The organism is Pseudomonas sp. WC2 (genome assembly GCF_050586545.1).
Classification (GTDB): domain Bacteria; phylum Pseudomonadota; class Gammaproteobacteria; order Pseudomonadales; family Pseudomonadaceae; genus Aquipseudomonas.
Window position 1 is genome coordinate 181,398 of sequence record NZ_JBOBDR010000012.1, and the last position, 16,181, is coordinate 197,578.

At 61.9% G+C, this 16,181-nt stretch carries 15 protein-coding genes; 6 read left to right on the forward strand and 9 right to left on the reverse strand.

Features of this window, described 5'->3' with window-relative positions; translation table 11 throughout:
• Positions 1 to 75: 75 nt before the first annotated feature.
• From ACQ4OE_RS16715 to ACQ4OE_RS16725, 3 genes are all read right to left on the reverse strand, one after another.
• Positions 76 to 1,644 carry a collagen-like triple helix repeat-containing protein gene (locus ACQ4OE_RS16715; RefSeq protein WP_430947272.1) on the reverse strand — a complete coding sequence of 523 codons (1,569 nt, stop codon included), beginning with the start codon at positions 1,642 to 1,644 and terminating at the stop codon, positions 76 to 78.
• Between the two features lie 307 nt (positions 1,645 to 1,951).
• The gene (locus tag ACQ4OE_RS16720) at positions 1,952 to 2,806 is read right to left on the reverse strand and encodes a MaoC family dehydratase (RefSeq protein ID WP_430947273.1); all 855 of its coding nucleotides are present in this window, start codon (positions 2,804 to 2,806) and stop codon (positions 1,952 to 1,954) included.
• 3 nt (positions 2,807 to 2,809) lie between these two features.
• A complete protein-coding gene (locus tag ACQ4OE_RS16725) occupies positions 2,810 to 4,162 on the reverse strand; it encodes a 3-oxoacyl-ACP reductase (RefSeq protein ID WP_430947274.1) in 1,353 nt (450 codons plus the stop codon).
• 236 nt (positions 4,163 to 4,398) lie between these two features.
• On the opposite strand from ACQ4OE_RS16725, the gene ACQ4OE_RS16730 reads away from it, so the two are divergent.
• From ACQ4OE_RS16730 to ACQ4OE_RS16740, 3 genes are all read left to right on the forward strand, one after another.
• Positions 4,399 to 5,676, forward strand: a complete 1,278-nt coding sequence (locus tag ACQ4OE_RS16730) for an acetyl-CoA C-acetyltransferase (RefSeq protein WP_430947275.1) — start codon at positions 4,399 to 4,401, stop codon at positions 5,674 to 5,676.
• 239 nt (positions 5,677 to 5,915) lie between these two features.
• Positions 5,916 to 6,812 carry a PA4780 family RIO1-like protein kinase gene (locus tag ACQ4OE_RS16735; RefSeq protein ID WP_122593621.1) on the forward strand — a complete coding sequence of 299 codons (897 nt, stop codon included), beginning with the start codon at positions 5,916 to 5,918 and terminating at the stop codon, positions 6,810 to 6,812.
• 232 nt (positions 6,813 to 7,044) lie between these two features.
• Positions 7,045 to 8,253 (forward strand): MFS transporter, encoded by a 1,209-nt coding sequence (locus ACQ4OE_RS16740; RefSeq protein WP_430947276.1) that lies wholly within the window; start codon positions 7,045 to 7,047, stop codon positions 8,251 to 8,253.
• Here ACQ4OE_RS16740 and cueR read toward each other — a convergent pair.
• From cueR to ACQ4OE_RS16755, 3 genes are all read right to left on the reverse strand, one after another.
• Complete coding sequence (cueR, locus tag ACQ4OE_RS16745) at positions 8,207 to 8,620, reverse strand: Cu(I)-responsive transcriptional regulator (RefSeq protein WP_122594988.1); 414 nt, start codon at positions 8,618 to 8,620, stop codon at positions 8,207 to 8,209. The two genes, ACQ4OE_RS16740 and cueR, sit on opposite strands and share 47 nt — an antisense overlap.
• Positions 8,617 to 11,010, reverse strand: a complete 2,394-nt coding sequence (gene cueA / locus ACQ4OE_RS16750) for a copper resistance metal-translocating P1-type ATPase CueA (protein WP_430947277.1) — start codon at positions 11,008 to 11,010, stop codon at positions 8,617 to 8,619. The genes cueR and cueA overlap by 4 nt, the downstream gene beginning before the upstream one ends.
• Positions 11,011 to 11,223: 213 nt before the next feature.
• Complete coding sequence (locus tag ACQ4OE_RS16755; protein WP_016987375.1) at positions 11,224 to 11,607, reverse strand: hypothetical protein; 384 nt, start codon at positions 11,605 to 11,607, stop codon at positions 11,224 to 11,226.
• A gap of 147 nt (positions 11,608 to 11,754) precedes the next feature.
• On the opposite strand from ACQ4OE_RS16755, the gene ACQ4OE_RS16760 reads away from it, so the two are divergent.
• Both ACQ4OE_RS16760 and ACQ4OE_RS16765 read left to right on the forward strand, forming a co-directional pair.
• Positions 11,755 to 11,952 carry a cation transporter gene (locus ACQ4OE_RS16760; RefSeq protein ID WP_430947278.1) on the forward strand — a complete coding sequence of 66 codons (198 nt, stop codon included), beginning with the start codon at positions 11,755 to 11,757 and terminating at the stop codon, positions 11,950 to 11,952.
• An 89-nt stretch (positions 11,953 to 12,041) separates the two neighbouring features.
• Positions 12,042 to 13,244, forward strand: coding sequence for a multidrug effflux MFS transporter (locus ACQ4OE_RS16765; RefSeq protein ID WP_430947279.1), 1,203 nt, complete (start codon positions 12,042 to 12,044; stop codon positions 13,242 to 13,244).
• Between the two features lie 4 nt (positions 13,245 to 13,248).
• Here the strand turns inward: ACQ4OE_RS16765 and ACQ4OE_RS16770 are convergent, their stop codons facing one another.
• The 3 genes from ACQ4OE_RS16770 to ACQ4OE_RS16780 all read right to left on the reverse strand — a co-directional run bounded on the left by ACQ4OE_RS16770 (position 13,249) and on the right by ACQ4OE_RS16780 (position 14,914).
• A complete protein-coding gene (locus ACQ4OE_RS16770; RefSeq protein WP_430947280.1) occupies positions 13,249 to 13,422 on the reverse strand; it encodes a hypothetical protein in 174 nt (57 codons plus the stop codon).
• A gap of 152 nt (positions 13,423 to 13,574) precedes the next feature.
• Positions 13,575 to 14,588 (reverse strand): zinc-binding alcohol dehydrogenase family protein, encoded by a 1,014-nt coding sequence (locus ACQ4OE_RS16775; protein WP_430947281.1) that lies wholly within the window; start codon positions 14,586 to 14,588, stop codon positions 13,575 to 13,577.
• Between the two features lie 32 nt (positions 14,589 to 14,620).
• A complete protein-coding gene (locus ACQ4OE_RS16780) occupies positions 14,621 to 14,914 on the reverse strand; it encodes a putative quinol monooxygenase (protein WP_430947282.1) in 294 nt (97 codons plus the stop codon).
• 118 nt (positions 14,915 to 15,032) lie between these two features.
• Between ACQ4OE_RS16780 and ACQ4OE_RS16785 the strand changes: the two genes are divergently transcribed.
• Complete coding sequence (locus ACQ4OE_RS16785; protein WP_430947283.1) at positions 15,033 to 15,962, forward strand: LysR family transcriptional regulator; 930 nt, start codon at positions 15,033 to 15,035, stop codon at positions 15,960 to 15,962.
• Positions 15,963 to 16,181: the final 219 nt, after the last annotated feature.

Genomic DNA, 16,181 nt, shown 5'->3' on the forward strand with positions numbered 1-16,181 from the left:
AGACTCGTGGGAATCTTCCGCCCTCAACCAAGCGTAGGCGCTGTAGGTAAGGCCGTCGAATCGGCCAGGTGCAATTTAACGTTTGTTGCCTCCCAAGGCGCCGGTCAGACCACCGAGTACACCGCCCAGACCGCCACCGGTGGTGCCCCCGCTGGCACCGCCGTTGACCAGGCCGCCGACGGCGGTGACGGTGCTGCCGACGTTGGTTACCAGCCCACCGACGGCGGTAGTCACCGGATTGTTGGTGGCGGCAATCGTGTTGCCGAGGTTGCCGACCGCGCTGCCAACCTGGCTGGTGAGACCGGCGACTGGCGAGCCGATACCGGTAGCGGCACCCAGTTGTTGAGTCACGTTGGTCACGCCACTGGTGACCGGGTTCAGCGCTGTGCCCAAAGTGGCGCCGACGGTGGCCAGTGGTGAAGTCGTAGCGGTAATCGGTGAGCCCGAGCCGCCCAGTACAGTGTTCAGCGAAGCCACGGTATTACCCAGGCCGACAGCGCTGACACCACCGGCGCTGACCACGCCATTGGTGCTGCCGGCGTTCAGACCTGCACCGACATTGACCACCGCGCCACCGACAGTTTGCAGCAGACCGGTGCCGCCGAGTCCGCCACCGAGACCGCCGCCAATACCGCCGGAGCCAGTGCCGGAACCGGTGCCGTTGGAGACCAGACCACCCGCCTTGCCGACCGCAGTCCCGGCATTGCTCAGCGCACCGCCGAGGGTGTTGGTCAGAGCATTGCCGTTGCCAGCGTCAGTCACTTTGTCACCCACGCCGTTGACGGTATCGCCGACTTTCTGAACCAAGCCTTTGAGTGGATCACCCAGACCGGTCGCGCTGCCGACTTTGTCGGTGGTGCTTTCAACCATCGCAATCACCGGCACCAGATTTTTGCCGAGCTGGTTGGTCAATTGACTGGTCGGGCCATTGGTCAGTGTGGTGTCGAGGGTATTGCCGAGCATGGTGACTTTTTCGCCAACGCCATCCAGCAGCGGCGCGACTTTGGTGACCACGCCGCCGACCACCGGAACGCTGCCGGTAGCGGTCGCCAGTTTGCCGCTGAGGTCGGACACGCCGTTGCCGACATCCGTCACCACGCCGCCCACCGATGCGACGGTGGTGGTCAGGCCCTTAGAGTCGGTCGCCAGTTTGCCAATGCCGTTGCCGACACCGTCACCCAAGGTGCTGACGACATTGCCAGTGGTGTTGGCCACGCTTTGCACAACGCCACCGACCACCGGAACGGTGCTCAACGAGTCGCCAATCTGCCCGACGCCATCGCCTACGCCGGCGACGGTAGTGCCGACATCCTGCACCAGCGTGGTGGTCACCAGCGGCGTTGGGGTGGCTGGATTGGTCGGGTTGGTAGGATCTGTCGGATTGGTTGGATTCGTCGGATTGGTCGGGTTGGTTGGATCGGTTGTGCCTGTGCCGCCAGTGCCACCGGTTCCGCCTGTGCCTGCGGTATCACCTGTGCCACCTGTGCCGCCAGTACCTCCGGTGCCCGCTGTGTCGCTGGCCGGCGCCGAACTGGCCGAGCTGCTTTTATGGCCGCCACCGCCGCTGCTGCAGCCAGCGAGACCCAGAGAGAAAATCAAAGCCAGAGCGATTGCCGATTTGCACCACACGTCTTGAGTTTTCATGATCGAGATTCCTTGCACCTGTCACAACGTTCGTCGTCTTCGATGGCTCACCGATCTGTTGCCGGTGATGCCTCGTCCGTGGTTGTAATTTCAGTCGGTGCGTGGATTTCAACCATTCTCAAGTTGGTATTAACGCCTTTATATACAAGGGCCAATGCAGTGCCTAACGACTAATACCCAAGATATACACGGGCAAAAAAAGGCCTTGAAAATCAAGGCCTGAGTTTTTTTGGGGAGAGGGGAAATAGCGAGGAAAACTTAAGTGATATATACACAATTTACGGGCTGTTGCTGCTCTGCCGGAGCGTCAGGCAATCGGTTGCCATAGACCGACCATGTGCTCCAGGTCGCCAGCGCCCATCAACTGCAACTCGCCACTGGAACCTGCGGCGCTGGCCAATAACCTGACCTCGCTGGGCAGGCGCACCGGTTTGCGAAAATGCACGGCGATTTCCAGATTGGCCTTGGGTAGCTGATCCGCCAGCGCCGCCAGTGTGCGAGCCTTGTTCCACAAACCGTGGGCGATGGCGGTGGGGAAACCGAACAGCTTGGCACTCGCCGCGCTCAGGTGAATCGGGTTGTAGTCGCCGGACACCTTGGCGTATTGCCGGCCAATGTCAGCCGGGGCTTTCCAGTGTGCAACTTCCGTCAGCGCTTGGCTCGGTTGCCAATCCTGCTCAACCGCCTCGCCTTCGAGTTTCACCCCGCGACAGAGCATCTGACTTTCCGCCTCCCACAACGGCCCGAGTTGATCATCGAGTGTGGTCAGCAAATCAAACGTGGCGCCTTTGGGATGCGGTTGCAGGTTGTGTACGCGCGCACTGACTTGCGCGCGGCTGATCCCGCCCATTGGCCGTAATACGCGGATGCGATTGCTCAGGTGAATCAGGCCGAGCAACGGAAACGGGAAGTCCTTGGCCGTGAGCAATTGCATCTGCAAGGCAAAAGCGAGGATGTGTGGATAAGTCGGCGGCAACAAGCCGTCATCGGCGAACCCGCAGACTTTGCGATACGCCGCCAGGCGTTGGCCCTCGACATCTACCCAGCAGCGCAAACCGTTGTCGGGCAGTTGCGTACCGGTGATTTTGCGTCGCGTCGCCGCCCGCGCGTAAAGCCCGGGCAAACCCGGTTCACGATCCAGTGTGTGCCATTCGATGCTCATGCCTTAAGCCCCCAGAACACTTTGTCCACAGACTCGCAGCGCCTGCCCGGTGAAAGCGCCGGTGCCGGGTTGCGCCAGCCATGCGACGGCTTCAGCGACGTCTTGCGGCAAGCCGCCCTGGCCCAGCGAACTCATGCGCCGCCCGGCTTCACGCAGGCCAAACGGAATGTGCGCGGTCATCTGGGTTTCGATGAACCCCGGCGCCACGGCGTTGATGCTGATGCCGCGCTCGAGCAGGGTCGGCGCCCAGGCTTGCGCCAGACCGATCAGCCCAGCCTTGCTCGCGGCATAGTTGGTTTGCCCACGGTTACCGGCGATGCCGCTGATCGAGGCGAGCAGCACCACCCGTGCGTTGTCGTGCAGCGTGCCGCTGTCGAGCAAGGCTTTGGTCAGCACTTGCGGGGCGTTGAGGTTCACCGCCAGCACCGCGTCCCAGAATTCCGGGGTCATGTTGGCCAGGGTCTTGTCGCGGGTGATGCCGGCGTTGTGCACCAGAATGTCGACGCCGTCAGGCAGATGTTCGATCAGTTGACTGGCCGCGTCTTCGGCGCAGATATCCAGGGTGATGCTGCGCCCGCCGAGGCGCGCGGCGAGGGCGTCGAGATCGGTTTTCGCCGGCGGCACGTCGAGCAGGATCACCTCGGCGCCGTCGCGCGCCAGGGTCTCGGCAATCGACGCGCCGATGCCGCGCGCCGCGCCCGTGACCAACGCCTTGCGCCCGGCCAGTGGCCGCGTCCAGTCTGTCACGGGTGTCGCACAAGCCGTCAGGCGAATCACCTGACCGGAAACGAAGGCACTTTTCGGCGACAGGAAAAACCGCAGCGGCCCTTCGAGTTGATCTTCGGCGCCTTCACCGACGTAGATCAGTTGCAGCGTGCCGCCGCTGCGCAACTCTTTGGCCAGTGAACGGGAAAACCCTTCCAGCGCTCGTTGCGCACTGGCGGCGAACGGATCAGTTTGGCTTTCCGGGGTGCGGCCGAGAATCACCAGATGCGCGCTGGATTCGAGGTTTTTCATCAATGGCTGGAAAAATTCGCGCAGCTGTTTGAGCTGGTCGGTGTGCTGCAACTCACTGGCGTCGAACACCACGGCTTTGAGTTTCGGGCCATGGCCGGGAATCCACTCGGTGGCGCTTGCAGGCTGATCGCCGTAGCGATAAATGCCGTCAGTCAAACGGTTGGCGAAACTGCTGATGCGCTCCGCCAGCGGCCCGCCGCCGATCAGCAGCGCACCCTCCACCGGACGCAGACGCCCGGCTTGCCAGCGTTCCAGCCGCACCGGCGACGGCAGGCCCAGTGCCCCGACCAGACGATGGCCGATGGACGAGTTGGCGAAGTCGATATAGCGGTCAGACATGGAACGCTCTCCAGAAGTTGGGGTTCAAAGTGTGGACTATCGACGGCAATCAATCGTTCGATCCACGCAATACGGCCTACGCTAGAACAGCAGAGTAGACCACCGACCCTGTGGGAGCTGGCTTGCCAGCGATGGCAGAGTGTCAGTCACTGTAGATGCTGGACGTGCCGGCCCCATCGCTGGCAAGCCAGCTCCCACAGGGATCTCAATGAATCCGGATCAACAAGGAGTTATGCATGAGTCAGCTGCGCCGCGTCGCGATCATTGGCGGTAACCGTATCCCTTTCGCCCGCTCCAACGGGCCGTACGCCACGGCCAGCAATCAGGCGATGCTTACCGCCGCCCTCGAAGGCCTGATCGAACGCTACAACCTGCACGGCCAGCGCATCGGTGAAGTGGTGGCGGGGGCGGTGCTTAAATTGTCACGGGATATGAATCTGACCCGCGAATGCGTACTCGGCTCGCGTCTGTCTCCTGCAACACCTGCCTACGACATTCAGCAAGCCTGCGGCACCGGCCTTGAAGCGGCGATCCTGGTGGCGAATAAAATCGCCCTCGGCCAGATCGAGAGCGGCATTGCCGGCGGCGTCGACACCACATCCGACGCGCCGATCAGTGTCAGCGAAGGCCTGCGCAGAATCCTGCTGCAAGCCAACCGGGGCAAAACCACCGCCGACAAACTGAAAACCTTCCTGCAATTGCGGCCCAAACATTTGCTCCCCGAGTTCCCGCGCAACGGCGAGCCGCGCACCGGATTGTCGATGGGTCAGCACTGCGAGCTGATGGCGCAGACGTGGAACATTCCCCGCGAGGATCAGGATCAACTGGCGCTGGAAAGCCATCACAAGCTGGCCGCGTCCTACGCCGAGGGTTGGCACAACGATCTGATGACGCCGTTTCTGGGCCTGACCCGCGACAATAATCTGCGTCCGGACCTGACCCTGGAAAAACTCGCCGCGCTGAAACCGGCCTTCGAGAAAAGCGCCAAAGGCACGCTGACCGCCGGCAACTCGACACCGCTGACCGATGGCGCCTCGGTGGTGCTGCTGGGCAGTGAAGAGTGGGCGAAGGAACGTGGCCTGCCGATCCTGGCTTATCTGCGCGATGGCGAAGCGGCGGCGGTGGACTTCGTCAACGGCGCCGAGGGCCTGTTGATGGCGCCGGTGTATGCCGTGCCTCGCCTGCTGGCGCGCAATGGACTGACCTTGCAGGACTTCGATTACTACGAAATTCATGAGGCGTTCGCCGCACAAGTGCTGTGCACGCTGAAGGCCTGGGAAGACCCTGAATACTGCAAAACCCGCTTGGGCCTGGAGGCGCCGCTGGGTTCGATCGACCGCAGCCGGCTCAATGTGAAAGGCAGTTCGCTGGCGGCGGGGCATCCGTTTGCCGCGACTGGCGGGCGGATCGTCGCCAACCTGGCCAAATTGCTGGATGCGGCGGGCAAGGGCCGAGGTCTGATCTCGATCTGCGCCGCGGGCGGGCAGGGCGTCACCGCGATTATCGAACGTTGACCCCGCTCCCACAGGATCTTCAGTGCATCGACATGTCAGATTCTGTCGCAAATGCCCTCGACGGCCGATAACTACAAGTGACCCGGGCTCGGCTATGATTCGCAGCGGTCGATTTTTTTCGGCACAGTGTGTGCATTCATAGGGTTCACAGGTCGGCAACCCCTCCCCGTGGTGCGAGGATTGCCGTATAACGAGTGACATTCGCGTGTTTGGTAATAAAGGACCCACAATAAAAGCTGATGAAGACTCCAAAACGCATTGAACCCCTGATCGAGGACGGTCTGGTCGACGAAGTGCTGCGCCCACTGATGAGTGGCAAAGAAGCAGCTGTTTATGTAGTGCGCTGCGGTAATCAGTTACGTTGCGCGAAGGTCTACAAGGAGGCGAATAAACGCAGTTTCCGCCAGGCGGCCGAGTATCAGGAAGGCCGCAAGGTTCGCAACAGCCGACAGGCGCGGGCGATGGCCAAGGGCTCCAAATTCGGTCGCAAAGAGACCGAAGATGCCTGGCAGAACGCCGAAGTCGCGGCGCTGTTCCGTCTCGCCGGTGCCGGTGTGCGGGTACCCAAACCGTACGACTTCCTCGACGGCGTGCTGTTGATGGAATTGGTCGCCGATGAATTCGGCGACGCTGCGCCGCGTCTGAACGACGTGGTGCTGGAGCCGGATCAGGCGCGCGAATATCACGCGTTCCTGATTTCGCAGATCGTGCTGATGTTGTGTACCGGTCTGGTGCACGGTGACCTCTCGGAGTTCAACGTGCTGCTGACACCGACCGGCCCGGTCATCATCGACCTGCCGCAAGCGGTCGACGCTGCCGGCAACAACCACGCGTTCAGCATGCTCGAGCGCGACGTCGGCAACATGGCTTCTTATTTCGGTCGCTTCGCGCCGGAGTTGAAGCAGACCAAGTACGCGAAAGAAATGTGGGCGCTGTACGAAGCCGGCACTTTGCACCCGGCCAGCGTGCTGACCGGCGAGTTCGATGATCCGGAAGATCTGGCCGATGTCGGCGGGGTCTTGCGCGAGATCGAAGCGGCGCGCCTCGACGAGGAACGCAAGCAGGCCATCCGCGCGGCGGACGACGAGCCGAAAGGCAAGTCCGACGAACCACCGCCACCACCGTGGATGCAGTAAGCGTTTGAACAGAAACCCGGCTTCGGCCGGGTTTTTTTGTGCCCTGTACTTTTCCGGAGAACACCCCAAATTCCCTGTGGGAGCGAGCCTGCTCGCGAAGGGGCCGTACCAGTCACCATCCTCGTTGACTGATACACCGCTTTCGCGAGCAGGCTCGCTCCCACAGGGGGTGGTGGTGTTGCTAATAGTTGTGTGGGAATCTGTCCGGCCTCCGCACACTCAAGGACTGAATGTGATCACCCCACGCAACACCCACCTGATCGTCACCGCTCGATTGATCTCCGATTTCGGCGCTTTCCTCAACATGGTCGCGCTCGCCACTTACGTCTACCTGCTAAGCAACAGCGCCATGAGCGTCGGGATCTTTCTTGCGAGCCGCGTGGGTGGAGGGATATTCGCCAGTCTGATCGGCACCGTGTTTTACCGCCGTTGGGGCGGGCGCCTGCCGTTGATTGCCTTCGATCTGCTGCGCGCCAGCCTGCTCGGTTTGCTGCTGATCGTGCCCGCCGCACAGCAGGCGATTTTCTTGCCGGTGGTTGCTTTCGGCTTGGGCCTGGGCAATTCGATGTTCGCCATTGGCCTCAACAGCCAGTTACCACGTTTGATCCCCGCCGAGCAATTGCTCAGGGCCAACGCCTGGATCACCTCGGCCTCATCCGCCGCCATGGTGGGGGGCAGTCTGGTTTCCGGTTTGCTGGTGGCCGCTTTTGGTTTCGAGACGGTGTTTGCCCTGAATGCGCTGACCTACCTGTTGGCGGCCGTGCTGATCGTGCCGCTGCGTTTCGAAAAAACCATCGTCGACGAAAAACCTGAGCGCAGTGAATGGTCGGCCTTGATGCACTGCCTGCGCAGTGCCCCGGTGATTGCTGCGATGCTGGCTGTGAGCATGGGCGACACCCTCGGCAGCGCGGCGCACAACGTCGGTTTTCCGATCATCTCGAAATTGCTCTCGCCGGATTCAGCGAGCACCACGTTGGGCCTGATGCTCGCGGTGTGGGCCAGCGGCAAATTGCTCGGAGCGCGAATCGCCAGCCGCCTGAAGGGCTCGGACAACGTTCACCTGGAGCGTCGATTCTTTTTCGGCGTGGCGCTGATGTCTTGCGGCTTCATCCTGATGTTTCAGCAGCACAGCCTTTTCGGTTTGCTGCTGTTTTCGCTGCCGGCGGGGCTGGGCGACGGTTTTTCCGAAGTCGGCCTGATGTCACGTCTGCAGCGCGAACCGGAATCTCTGCGCCTGCCGATTTTCAGTTTTCTGACGCTGCTGCAAATGACCGGGTTGGGTGTCGGCATGCTGATCGCCGCGCCGTTCTACGCCTGGTGGACGCCGGGTGCCGTGGTCATGCTGTTCCACGGCATTCCCCTCGGCACTTTGCTCGCGGTGAAGTGGTTGGCGTTCAGGCGCGGGCGGGTTGCGCGCAGCAGCCCGACGCCAGTTCCTTGAGGATCGGGCAGTCTGGGCGATGGTCGCCGTTGCAGTGTTCGACCAGGTCCTGCAAGGTGTCGCGCAGCTCACCGAGTTCGCGGATCTTCTGATTCAGCTCGTCGATGTGCTGGCGCGCCAAGGCCTTCACATCGGCGCTGGCGCGTTGCCGATCCTGCCAGAGGGTCAGCAGTTTGCCGACCTCTTCCAGTGAGAATCCCAGATCCCGCGAACGCTTGATAAACGCCAGGGTGTGCAGATCGTCTTCGCCGTAGACCCGGTAACCGCTGTCGGTGCGATGGGCTGCTTTGAGCAAACCGATCGACTCGTAATAGCGGATCATTTTCGCGCTTAGGCCGCTGTGTTTGGCCGCTTGACCGATGTTCATCGGTGCTCCTCCAGATCCTTGGGCTTCCAGGTTTTCAACAGTAGCGCATTGCTCACCACGCTGACGCTCGACAGCGCCATCGCCGCACCGGCCAGCACCGGGTTAAGAAAGCCGAACGCCGCGAGCGGAATGCCGATCAGGTTGTAGACGAAGGCCCAGAACAGGTTTTGACGGATCTTCGCGTACGTCTTGCGGCTGATCTCCAGCGCCGCCGGCACCAGACGCGGATCGCCACGCATCAGGGTGATGCCCGCCGCGTGCATGGCCACGTCGGTGCCGCCGCCCATGGCGATGCCGATGTCGGCAGCGGCGAGGGCCGGGGCGTCGTTGATGCCATCACCGACCATGGCGATCACGCCGGTTTTTTTCAGCTCCGCGACGGTGGCGGCTTTGTCCGCCGGCAGCACTTCGGCGTGGACATTGCGGATGCCCAGCGCCTCGGCGACCACGCGAGCGCTGCCACGGTTGTCGCCGGTCAACAGATGGCTGTGGATATCGCGTGCGGCGAGTTGCTGCACGGCTTCCAGTGCGCCAGGTTTCAAAGTGTCGCCGAAGGCGAACAAGCCGAGCACGCGCGGTTCAGGGCTTTGCTCGATCAGCCACGACAGGGTGCGGCCTTCGGCTTCCCAGGCTCGGGCGGATTCGCTCAGGTTGCCAGCACTGAGGCCGCTTTCTTCGAGCAACCGGCGATTGCCCAGCGCCAAACGTCGGCCATCCAGATTGCCGGCAATGCCGCGACCGGTCATGGATTGGCTGTCGCTGACAGCCGGAATATTCAGTTCGCGTTCGGCAGCAGCGTCGAGCACCGCTTTGGCCAACGGATGTTCGCTGCCGCGTTGCAGGGCGCCGGCCAGTGTCAGCACGTTGTTTTCATCGCCGTCGACTGCACTGAAATGAGCGATGCGCGGCGTACCGGAGGTCAGCGTGCCGGTCTTGTCGAAGACCACGCTGCTGACTTCATGGGCACGTTCCAGCGCTTCGGCGTCTTTGATCAGAATGCCGTGGCGCGCCGCGACACCGGTGCCGGCCATGATTGCGGTCGGCGTCGCCAGACCAAGGGCACACGGGCAGGCGATGACCAGAACAGCGACCGCATTGATCAGTGCGGTTTCCAGCGGTGCGCCATGTAGCCACCAGCCGATCAGTGTCGCCAAGGCAATCAGCAACACCGTCGGCACGAAGATCTGGCTGACTTTATCCACCAGTTTCTGGATCGGCGCTTTTGCCGCTTGTGCGTCCTCGACCAGGCGAATGATGCGCCCCAGCACGGTTTCGGCGCCGAGGGCCTGAGTGCGCACCAGCAAGCGACCTTCACCGTTGATCGCGCCGCCGGTGACCTTGTCCCCCGGTTGCTTCGGCACCGGCAGACTTTCGCCGCTGATCAGGGCTTCATCGGCATGGCTCTGCCCTTCGATGACCTCGCCGTCGACCGGGAAACGTTCACCGGGTTTGACCAGCACCAGATCATTCAGGCGCAGGGCGCTGATGGCGACGTCCTGTTCGCGGCCATCGATCACTTGTATCGCCCGCTCCGGGCGCAAGGCTTCGAGGGCGCGGATGGCGCTGGCGGTCTGGCGTTTGGCGCGGCTCTCGAGGTATTTGCCGAGCAGCACCAAAGCGATGACCACCGCCGACGCTTCGAAATATAAATGCGGCATACGCCCGGCAGCAGTGGCCCATTCGTACAGGCTCAAGCCATAACCGGCGCTGGTGCCGAGGGCGACGAGCAAGTCCATGTTGCCGGCGCCGGCGCGCACGGCTTTCCACGCGGCGACATAGAAACGTGCACCGAAAATGAACTGCACCGGCGTGGCGAGGGCGAATTGCGCCCAGGCCGGGAGCATCCAGTAGATGCCGAACGGTTGCAGCAGCATCGGCGCCACCAGCGGCAGGGCGAGGGCGATTGCGCAGATCAGCGCCCAGCGTTCGTGCTTGAGCTTCTGTTGCTGGTGATCGGTTTGCGGGTGTTCGCCTTGCCAGACGCTGGCCGAATAACCGGCCTTGCTCACGGCATCGAGCAGGGTTTGTGGGTCGACCTGACCGAGCAGTTCGAGGTGCGCACGCTCGTTGGCCAGATTGACGCTGACGCCTTTCACACCGGGGACTTTGTTCAGGGCACGTTCGACGCGACCGACGCAGGACGCGCAGGTCATGCCTTCGATATTTAGTTCGACAGTTTGCTGCGGGACGCTGTAACCGGCGCGTTCGACCGCTTCCATCAAGGCGGGAAGGCTGTCGCCCGGCGCCTGTACTCGGGCCTGCTCAGTGGCGAGGTTGACGCTGACCGCACTGGCGCCGCTGACTTTGCTCAAGGCCCGCTCGACCCGACCGGCGCAACTGGCGCAGGTCATGCCGGCAATCGGCAGATCGAACGTGATGGAATCGGACATCGGTCGTACTCCCTGTAGTGGATGCCTACAAGGATCAACCTTGCCATGCGGGCAAGGTCAAGCGCCAATCTTCCTACCCTGATCGTTCCCACGCTCTGCGTGGGAACGCCTCCTGTGACGCTCTGCGTCACGCATCGGGACGCTCTGCGTCCCTGGCTGCATTCCCACGCAGAGCGTGGGAACGATCAAAGATCGCAGCCTTCGGCTAGCGACTCAGTATTCGAGAGCCGCAGGCTTCAAGTAGACGCCTTCGGAATTCATCGCCAACCGATACTTCAGCACATCACCAGCATGCAGTTTGATCTCCTGCGAACCCGGCGCGAGCATCCCCGGATTGCACCCGGCCACCTGTCCCGGCAGCAACTTCAGGCGCAGCGACACGGTGCCCGGCGGCAGGTTGAAGGAAATGCTTTGCTCCTGCAGCAACCGCGCCGAGAGCTGATCCTGGATGTACACGCCGATCTCGCAGGAAGTCGAGACTTCCAGACGCTCGCGGGAAATGATCAGCACCGCGTAGTCCTCGCCAGCGGCTTGCACTTGCGGGACGGCGGCAAAGAGACTGAGAAAGCCAAACAGGCTGAAAGCTGACCAGCGCATGGCTGAATCTCCTGAATCGAGTCATTGATGTACGCAGCTTGGCCGAGCGCGGCGCCGATTGCCAGCCCGGCAGTTTATTCAAGAACTTGACCTTGCCATCGTGGCAAGCTCGAGACTGCCGGCAACCTCACTCAAAGGAGTCTTTCCATGCAAGTGTTCAATGTTCAAGGCATGTCCTGCGGTCACTGCGTCAAAGCCATCACCAACGCCGTGCAGGCCAAAGATCCGGCGGCCAGCGTGCGGGTCGATCTGGCGGCGAAAGAGGTCGGCGTCGAAAGCGCGCTGAGTGCCGAGCAGGTGATAGAGCTCATCAGCGAAGAAGGCTATGCCGTGAAACTCGTCTGAAGTTTTATAGTTAGCGAGCTATCGGAATGTTCAAGGCGTCCGGGCGCAGCTAGACTGTCGGGCTGCCGACTTGCCTGACTGGATGCCTGATGAACTTCCGTACCATTCTGATTCTCGGTGCCTTGACCGCCTTCGGGCCCTTGGCCATCGACTTCTATTTACCCGCATTTCCCTCGATGGCGCTGGCGTTCGCCACCGACGAGAAACATGTGCAGATGACCCTGGCGGCGTATTTCGCCGGGTTATCGATTGGCCAACTGCTTTACGGCCCGGTGGCGGATCGCTTTGGCCGCCGTATTCCGTTGCTCGTGGGGCTCGCGCTGTTCACCTTGGCCTCGCTGGCCTGCGCCTACGCGCCGAACCTCGAATGGCTGATCGGTGCGCGCTTCGTCCAGGCGTTAGGCGGCTGTGCGGGGATGGTGATTTCCCGCGCGGTGGTCAGCGACAAATGCGACGCGGTGGGTTCAGCGAAAGTCTTCTCGCAATTGATGCTGGTGATGGGCCTGGCGCCGATTTTGGCGCCGATGCTCGGCGGTTTGCTGGTCAATACCACCGGTTGGCAGTCGATCTTCCTGGTGCTGACCGGGTTCAGCGCATTGGCCGGCCTGGCCGTGGCGCTGGGTCTGCCGGAGAGCATGCCGGCGCACATGCCGCGCCAACCGTTATCCGGTGCATTGCGCCAATACGGTCGCCTGCTCAAGGATCGCGTCTACCTCGGTCATGCCCTGACCGGTGGCATCGCCATCGCCGGGATGTTCGCCTACATCGCCGGTTCGCCGTTTATCTTCATCAAACTGTATGGCGTGCCGGCCGAGCATTTCGGCTGGCTGTTCGGTACTAACGCGGCGGGTTTCATTCTGGTGGCGCAGATCAATGCGCGGATGTTGGCCAAGCGTGGCCCGGCCTTCCTGCTGGCGCGTGCGGTCTGGGTGTATCTGGCGGCGGGGCTGACGTTGCTCGCGGTCAGCGCCATGCACACCGAATCCCTGTGGCCGCTGCTGATTCCGCTGTTCATCTGTGTTTCCAGCCTCGGCTGCATCAGCCCCAACGCTGCCGCGTGCGCGATGAACGGGCAGGGCGGGCGCGCCGGCAGTGCGTCGGCGTTGCTCGGTTGTATGCAGTTCAGCGTCGCCGCTGGTGCTTCCGCACTGGTGGGGGTGCTGCACGATGGCACGGCTGTACCGATGGCGATCGTCATCAGTATTTGCGGTGTGCTGGTGGTGTGCGTGGCAATGCTCACCCGGCGTCTGCAGAACGCGCGGGCGCTGGCGCAAGCTCAGGCCGAAGCGTGAAACCTCAGCCGGCAGCGCGCTGCTGGCTGCGGTCGGGAATCTCATGGGGCGCGCAAAGTCGCGCTTCGAGGGTGCGGGTGAAGGCCAGTGCCTCGGCTTCACTGCGAAATGTCACGGCGTGCTGGTCCAGACGAACCTGCCATTGAGACTTTGCCACTTCTTTCATCAGGATCTTCATTGCTGACCTCCCTCGCGTAAAAGATGTATCGCAGAGGCTTCGATTGTAGTCCTGAATACGGTCGCAATTGTGACAACGGTCAAGCATCTGACTGACGGCAAAAAGCTCTCGGCAGCCCCTGTAGGTGCTGCCGAGGGCTTCATTTTTTGAGCTTAGAAACCTTCTAAAACAATTTTCCCCTTGGCTTTACCACTTTCCAGCAACTCATGCGCCCGACGCAGGTTGGCCGCATTGATGACACCGAAATGCTCACCCACGGTGGTCTTCAACGTCCCCGCGTCAATTAGCTCGGCGACGCGGTTGAGCAGGTTGTGCTGTTCGATCATGTCTGCCGTTTCGAACAGCGAGCGGGTGTACATGAACTCCCAGTGCAGCGACAGGCTCTTGCGTTTGAGCTTGGTGATGTCCAGCGACTTCGGATCATCGATCAGCGCCAGTTTGCCTTGTGGGGCGAGCGCTTCGACCAGTTGATCCAGATGCTGATCGGTTTGCGTCAGGCTGGCGACGTGGGTGACGTTGTCGATGCCGGCGCGCTTCAGTTCTTCGCTCAGCGGCTGGCTGTGATCGATCACCAGGTCGGCGCCCAGTGCTTTGACCCAGTCACGGGTCTGTGCGCGGGACGCGGTGCCGATCACGTTCAGACCGGTCAACTGCTTGGCCAATTGAGTGAGGATCGACCCTACACCGCCCGCCGCGCCAACGATCAACAGGCTCTGGCCTTCATCGGTTTTGCCTTCGCGGATTTGCAGGCGTTCGAACAACAATTCCCACGCGGTGATCGCGGTCAGTGGCAGCGCGGCGGCTTCGGCGAAACCGAGGGATTTCGGCATGTGGCCGACGATGCGCTCATCCACCGTGTGCAGTTCACTGTTGCCGCCGGCGCGGGCGATGGAACCGGCGTAGAAAACTTTGTCGCCCGCCTTGAACAGCGTCACGTCGCTGCCGACAGCCTTGACCACACCGGCAACGTCCCAGCCCAGCACTTTCGCCGCGCCGTTTTCCGGTGCCACGTTCTGCCGCACCTTGGTGTCGACCGGGTTGACCGAAATGGCTTTGACTTCCACCAGCAGGTCGCGCGGGCCGGCGAGCGGTTCTGGCAGTTCGATGTCTTGCAGGGATTTTGCGTCGCTGATCGGCAGGGAAGCGTAGTAGGCGATGGCTTTCATGAAGGGCTCCGTACAGGTAATAGAAGAAGAAATCAGCCAATCGCGCCGAGGCGCTTCAGCTCAAAGTGTTCAATGGTGTGGCCGGCAGTGGCCTGGAAGTTCTGAAAATGGGCGCTGGCGTTGTGTATTTGCAGAATTTCTTCGCTGGCCCAGTGTTCGATCACATAGAAAACCTGCGGATCGGCGAGGTCGCGGTGCAAGTCGTACTGGCTGCAACCGGCTTCGGCGCGGCTCGGTGCAACCAATGCGCGCAGGCCGTGCTCAAGAAGATCCTGTTGGCCGGGTTTGGCGACCAGGGTGGCTATGGCGGTGAAGGGCTGGGACATGCTCGACTCCTGAAAAGCGGACTGAATGCGATGGCCAGATGATTGGCTATTTCTCTGCGAGATAAAACCGGCTAAAAGAGCAGTCTCTTTCAATATTTTTTTGATAATCGAGGCTGAAATGCTGCGTTTCGATGACTTGCAGTTGTTTGTCCGGGCGGCGGATCTGGGCAGTCTGTCGGCGGCTGCGCGGGTGATGGACATGTCTGCGGCTGTGGCCAGTGCGGCGTTGAAACGGATCGAACAGCAATTGGGCGCGCGCTTGTTGGCCCGATCGACCCGCAGCCTGCGCCTGACGGCCGAAGGTGAGGGCTTTCTCGAATACGCCCGGGCGGCGTTGAGCAATCTGGATGAAGGCCGGCGCTTGCTCGCCAGTGGGCAGGATCAGGTCAGCGGCGTTTTGCAGTTGTCGGCGCCTTCGGACTTCGGGCGCAACCTGTTGCTGCCATGGCTCGATGAATTCCAGCGCGAGCACCCGAAGCTGACCGTGCGTTTGTTGCTCGGCGATCGCATCGCCGACCTGTTCCGCCAGCCAGTGGACATCGCTCTGCGTTATGGCGAACCGGAAGACTCGAGCCTGGTCGCCTTGCCCATCGCCCCGCATAACCGCCGCGTGCTGTGTGCCTCCCCGGCCTATCTCGCGCGGCACGGCGAACCGCGCCAGCTCGAACAACTGGCCCAGCACAATTGCCTGCTGTACATGCTCGGCAGCCGGGTTCATGACCATTGGAGTTTTCACGACGGCAAACGTGAAGTCGGACTGACCGTCAGCGGTGACCGCTTCAGTGATGACGCCGATGTGGTGCGCCTGTGGGCAGTGGCCGGCGCCGGGATTGCCTACAAGTCGTGGCTGGATGTGGGCGCCGATGTCCTCGCCGGGCGGCTCAAAGTGCTGCTGCCGGAGCTGCTGTGCGAGCGCGCTCCGCTGAATTTGTTGTGCGCCCATCGCGCACAATTGAGTAAGCCGGTGAACCTTCTCAGGGAAATGCTCGCCAGCCGATGCGCTGATTTGAGTAGTCAATTTCCCGTTTTTTCGGAAGTTGCTCATTAGTCGCAGGTAAATAGAGAAATTTCTGTCAGGAACAATCACCACCTGCGCAGGCCCCGGCGCGGGACGCGGGGGCTATCCCGCTTATACTAGCGCCCGCCTCAGACCAGCACCGACACCCCGGCCCGGAGACGCTTGCACCGCGCCGCCAGTCTTCGAGTGACGGTCGCGCAACTGCTGCGGGTTCTGCGCCGGAGCAGGCTGCGTCAGTGGCCTGCCTTG